This window comes from Wolbachia endosymbiont of Glossina morsitans morsitans, from assembly GCF_000689175.1.
Classification (GTDB): Bacteria; Pseudomonadota; Alphaproteobacteria; order Rickettsiales; family Anaplasmataceae; genus Wolbachia; species Wolbachia pipientis.
In genome coordinates this window covers 1-5,318 of sequence record NZ_AWUH01000133.1, presented here as the reverse complement: position 1 = coordinate 5,318, position 5,318 = coordinate 1, and the positions used below count along the sequence as shown (strand labels likewise).

The following is a 5,318-nucleotide window of genomic DNA, read 5'->3' as shown; positions in this document are numbered from 1 at the left end:
ATTTAAAATTGTCCATAGGCTAGATAGAGATACGAGTGGAGTGATAATATTCGCACGCAACGCTAATGTTGCCAGATACCTTATGGAAGAATTTTAAAGGACGAAGAGTAAAAAAAACTTATTTAGCATTAACTTCTGGCATACCGAGCAAGGATAGTGGAACAATAGACTATCCATTGGTGAAAAAATATGTTTCAGGTCAAGAAAAAGTGGTCGTTGATGAAAATTCACCTCAGAATGCCACTACGCATTTTTCAATTATAGCAAAATCCAAACACAATGTTGCTTATTTAAAATTACAACCAATTACCGGCAGAACCCATCAGTTACGTGCACATTTAGCTCATATAAATTGCCCTATTCTTGGTGACGGTAAATATGGTGGTAAAAAAGCTTTTATTGATGGGATAGCAAATAAAATTCACCTTCATTCGCATTCTTTATCTTTAAAACTGCCAAACAATAAAGAAATCACTATCGCCGCTCCTATCACTAAACACATCGAAAAATCCATTGAAGCGCTATTTTTCGACTGAAACGATTTCACCAATCAACTTTTCTGTCTTTGGCTTTAATTTGAAGCACAGATATTAGGCTAATTAATGCGCAGGCAGTAAGATAAATGCCTGCTGCAAGTTTTGTTTCGGTTTTTTCTATAAGCCACATGCATATGTATGGAGAAAGGCCACCAAAAATTCCTGCAGATATATTATTTGCTAAGCTTACGCCAGTGCATCCTACTTTTGTTGGAAACAGTTCACAAATAACAGAGCCATATATTCCAAAAGATGCACCTACTGGTATAGTAATCAATAAGTAAGTTATTATTACGACATAGTGGTTAACGGAAGATAATAATGGTAATACACATGTACCAATCAGAGATAGCATAATCAGTACAGGAATCATTACGCGTTTTCTTCCAACTTTATCAGATAAAATTGCAAAAAGTACCGCAGATGCTGCAAATACAACCTGTATTACTATCCTCATTAAATCTTTAACACTAATAGATAAAATAACTAGCTCTTTTATTGATATATTATAAAACATTATTGCTGCGTAGACAATTGCATTCTGAGCAATTCCCAGATTGATTGAAATAATAAGCGGTCTTTTATAGTTTCTTACTAGTTCTAACAATGGTGAATGTGCTAAATTATTAGCGTACTTATTAGTTTTATATGCTAAGCTTTCTTTTAATATGTACCTAGTTAGAAAACCTATTGTCCCCAAAAAAAAGCAAAAATAAAAAAGCAACTTCCATCCCCATATTTCATAGTTCTTACCTGTAACTCTTTTGCAGATAAATATCATTGTTATGCATAAGAGCGTTCCAAGGGCTCCGCTAAAGGGCTTCATACTTCCTAAGAAACCTAGATTTTTTTTATCTTTTGAATGCTCTATCGTAAATGCTGTATTAATGCTTGTTTCACCTACTGCAGTTATTCCTTGCACTATTCTACAAAACACAAGCAATACAGGTGAAAGCAACCCTATTTCTTTATACCCAGGTATAATTCCCATAATTGTGGATGATATTGAAATTAATATTACTGAAGTAAGTAAGGTCTTTCTTCTGCCATACTTATCTCCCATATAACCAAAAATTACTGCACCAATTGGTCTAAACGCAAAACCAATTGCAAAAACACCAAGGAATTTGAGTGTACTCAAATAATGATCTTCTGATGGGAAAAAAACGTTGATGATTGTATCTGTTAATACTCCAAAAAGAGTGAGTTCATACCACACAATCATGTTACAGATCATGCCCGATAGTATTGCTTTTTGGACATTATTCATGGTCTTTCAATTTAACATAACCTAATATATCATTAACCGGTGCTCCTTGCTATAAAATTTTTCATTCAATAACCTTCAAGGATAATTCACGTAAATGCTTATCCTCCACCTTGGAAGGAGCACCCATTAGAACATCTTCAGCTTGCTGGTTCATAGGAAAACAGATTACTTCACGAATATTTGGCTCATCAGCAAGCAGCATAACTATTCTATCAACTCCTGGTGCTATTCCACCATGAGGAGGAACACCAAATCTGAATGCACGTACAAGTGCACCGAATCTTGTATCAACTTCTCCCCGGCTATAACCTGCAATGGCAAAAGCTTTATACATGATATCCAGTTTGTTATTACGAATTTCCCCACTTGACAGTTCTATTCCATTGCAAACAAGATCATATTGGTAAGCAAGGATATCCAGTGGATTTTTGTCCTCTAAATCTTTCAGACCACCGTGTGGCATGGGGAATGGGTTATTAAAGAAATCGATTTTTTTACTTTTATCGTCATATACAAAATATGGAAAATCAATGATCCAACAAAACTTGAAGATATTATCATCTATAAGACTGAGTTCTGACCCTAAAAGAGTACGTACTTTTCCTGCAATGTTTGCCGCCTCATTCTCTTTGTCAGAAGCAAAAAATACACTATCTCCTGGCTCTATGTTTGTTGCTTCTCTTATGTGGTTTAGCCTATTTTCATCAAGAAATTTAGCAATTGGGCCTTTCGCAGTTCCATCTTTATCAAACGTTATATATCCGAGACCCTTAGCACCGAATTCTTTTTGCGCATGTTCTATCTTTTTATCAAAGAAGCTGCGTGGTTCCTCTGCTGTTTTAGGTGCAGGGATGGCTCTCACTACCATACCACGCTCAATATTGCTTTTGAAAATATTGAACCTTGAATCACGAAAAATTTCTGTAACATCGCTGGTTAATAGTGGATTGCGCAGATCTCGCTTATCAGAACCATATTTAAGCATTGCTCCTTTATATGTAATACGTGGAAAATCTTTATCAACAGACTTACGAGAAAATTTAGCAAACACTCTATATAAGGTAGACTCAATAATCTGAAAGATGTCTTCTTGAGTTACAAAAGACATTTCAAGATCTAGCTGATAAAACTCTCCCGGAGAACGGTCAGCCCTTGCGTCTTCGTCACGGAAACACGGTGCAATTTGAAAATATTTATCAAACCCTGAGACCATGAACAATTGCGTAAAAATCTGTGGAGCTTGCGGCAATGCATAGAATTTACCAGGATTTAGTCTGCTTGGCACCAAATAATCACGTGCACCTTCAGGGGACGAAGCAGTGAGTATTGGAGTTTGAATTTCCAACAACCCTTGCTTTATCATGAGCTTGCGGAGTTCTGCAATAATTTGTGAGCGCAGAATAATATTGTTGCGGGCTTTTTCACGCCTTAAATCAAGAAAACGATATTTAAATCTCATATTTTCCGGGTATTTTTGTTCGCCAGCAATGCTCGCTAATATACTTCTTTCTTCTTTCGCTATTTCTTCATCACAGTGGAACTCGACTTCCGATTCAACGTGCAAATTGCTAACTAAAACCTCAATTTCCCCGGTTGCGATAGAGGTGTTTACCGTATCTTCAGTTCTAGCTTCAACTATTCCTGTAGCAGTAATTACACTCTCCAATTTTAAATTTGATATCTCATCAAAAAAGTCTTTGTCATTATTAAATACTAGTTGAGTGATTCCATAGAAGTCTCTTAAATCAACAAAGATTAGGTTGCCGTGATCGCGCTTACGGTATAACCATCCAGAAAGGGTAACTTCCTTTTCTACATCATTCTTCCTTAATTCATTGCACATGTGAGTCTTGTAGCAGTTCATTTTTGTTTCACTTCTAAATTCTTTAAGAAGTATAGAAATAAACCTTACTACATACAAGCCCATTTGTCGGATATTTGTGCAATTTACGAAATAGAGCAGTATTACTTTTATACTGTCTTTACTCACACAAAAATTGCACAATTTCTATAATTATGGTATAATATAAGTGGCGCTTTGTAATAAGCTGAGTACAGAAAATGTCTTTCGGACAAATCATTATATATAGTATAGCATTACTTGCTATAGTCAAAGTATTTCTCTTTTTGAGAAAAATATACAAAAATCGCATTAGAAAAATCATATTTCCTAGAAAAGTTTTTAAAGAAGAGTGGGAAGAAGACAGAAAATTCAATGAATTGTATCAAAAAAACAAGCAAAAAGAGTTGCTGAAGCAACAGGAAATGCTACGCGAGAAACAAAAAGATGTGCAAGTTTATAAAGAAGATCCAGAAATAGTTGACATAGCAAAACCTGTAGGTAAATGGACAAAGATGGTTATAATGGGTAATGGTTTAATGAAGCGTTTTGCACAATTGATACATAGCGAAGGCGGACAGAAAGGATTTTGGGAGCTGTTTGTTAAAGCTCAGGCTTCAACTCAAGGTAAACATAAGGGAAAGGGCAGATAATCCATGCTTGAATGTGAAAATTTATCCTGCGCTCGTAATAATAAGGTACTATTTAAGAATCTCAGTTTTAAAGCTGAGCTAAAATCAAAGATTCTAATCACTGGTCCAAATGGTAGTGGTAAAACCAGCTTAATTAGAAGTTTATCTGGACTTTTACCGCCGGTATCAGGCAATATAAGGCACTGCGGAAAAGATATATATGATGATCCAAAATCCTATATACCTTCTATGGTCTATATAGGCCATAAGAATGCATGTAAAGATAGCTTAACTGTTGCTCAAAACGTAGAATTCTGGGCAGGAATACGAAATACTAGAGAATTGATTATGGCAGCTATTTGTTCCCTGCAGTTGCAACCTGTATTTAATAGTAGATATGGCGAACTTTCTGCAGGCTGGAAAAGGAGAGTTGCGCTTGCTCGCCTCTTGATTTCTAATGCAAACGTTTGGCTGATAGATGAACCATTTTGTAATCTTGATAGTGCAACGTGTGAATTAGTGCTGAACCTAATCTCAATACGCTCTGAGCAAAATGGTATAGTAATTATTACAGGGCATAGCTCTACAGAGCAATTTGTGATTTTACAACGATTGATATACGTAATTTCAATAGACTTCTTGTATAGTTTTTGGCAACAACCGCTAGAAATAAAAAACTTGCTTGACAAACTCCGCCAGCCCTCTTATCATAAACACTGAAGCTATTTATTTATCTTCTCTGTGCAGATAAAATGGCAAAAAACTCACGTATCTGGCGTCTCATGTTTAATTTTTTGCACTATGTGCACTTTATGTCTTTATCAAACTTCTACCTACATAAGCTGAAACGCGCTTATAAAGCGTTTAAAACATAAAAAAACGCCAGCTTAAAAAATGGATAGTGAATAACTAGCTACCCTAGGGTTTCTTTTGCCTTTTTTTTCTGTTTAGTAAATTTCTTAAACATTTATAGCTAAGGTTAGCTGCATTTATAGCTCTTTTTACAATAATCCGAACAGACCGTAATATGCTACTGGCCT

General features: G+C 35.5%; 3 protein-coding genes and 2 pseudogenes. 3 read left to right on the top strand and 2 right to left on the bottom strand.

Going from position 1 to position 5,318, the window contains the following annotated elements:
* Positions 1–536 (top strand): annotated as a pseudogene (locus WGMM_RS03350) (RluA family pseudouridine synthase); the annotation flags it as partial.
* 7 nt (positions 537–543) lie between these two features.
* On the opposite strand, the gene WGMM_RS03345 reads toward WGMM_RS03350, so the two are convergent.
* The gene (locus WGMM_RS03345; RefSeq protein WP_038250103.1) at positions 544–1,806 is read right to left on the bottom strand and encodes an MFS transporter; all 1,263 of its coding nucleotides are present in this window, start codon (positions 1,804–1,806) and stop codon (positions 544–546) included.
* A 61-nt stretch (positions 1,807–1,867) separates the two neighbouring features.
* Complete coding sequence (gene aspS / locus WGMM_RS03340; protein WP_038250105.1) at positions 1,868–3,670, bottom strand: aspartate--tRNA ligase; 1,803 nt, start codon at positions 3,668–3,670, stop codon at positions 1,868–1,870.
* Between the two features lie 197 nt (positions 3,671–3,867).
* On the opposite strand from aspS, the gene WGMM_RS03335 reads away from it, so the two are divergent.
* Positions 3,868–4,299 carry a hypothetical protein gene (locus WGMM_RS03335; protein WP_038250101.1) on the top strand — a complete coding sequence of 144 codons (432 nt, stop codon included), beginning with the start codon at positions 3,868–3,870 and terminating at the stop codon, positions 4,297–4,299.
* Between the two features lie 3 nt (positions 4,300–4,302).
* Positions 4,303–4,925 (top strand): annotated as a pseudogene (gene ccmA / locus WGMM_RS03330) (heme ABC exporter ATP-binding protein CcmA).
* Positions 4,926–5,318 lie beyond the last annotated feature (393 nt).

Coding starts and splice junctions, on each gene's coding strand:
- WGMM_RS03345 (WP_038250103.1), bottom strand. CDS start 1,806: ATGAATAATGTCCAAAAAGCAATACTATCGGGCATGATCTGTAACATG.
- aspS (WP_038250105.1), bottom strand. CDS start 3,670: ATGAACTGCTACAAGACTCACATGTGCAATGAATTAAGGAAGAATGAT.
- WGMM_RS03335 (WP_038250101.1), top strand. CDS start 3,868: ATGTCTTTCGGACAAATCATTATATATAGTATAGCATTACTTGCTATA.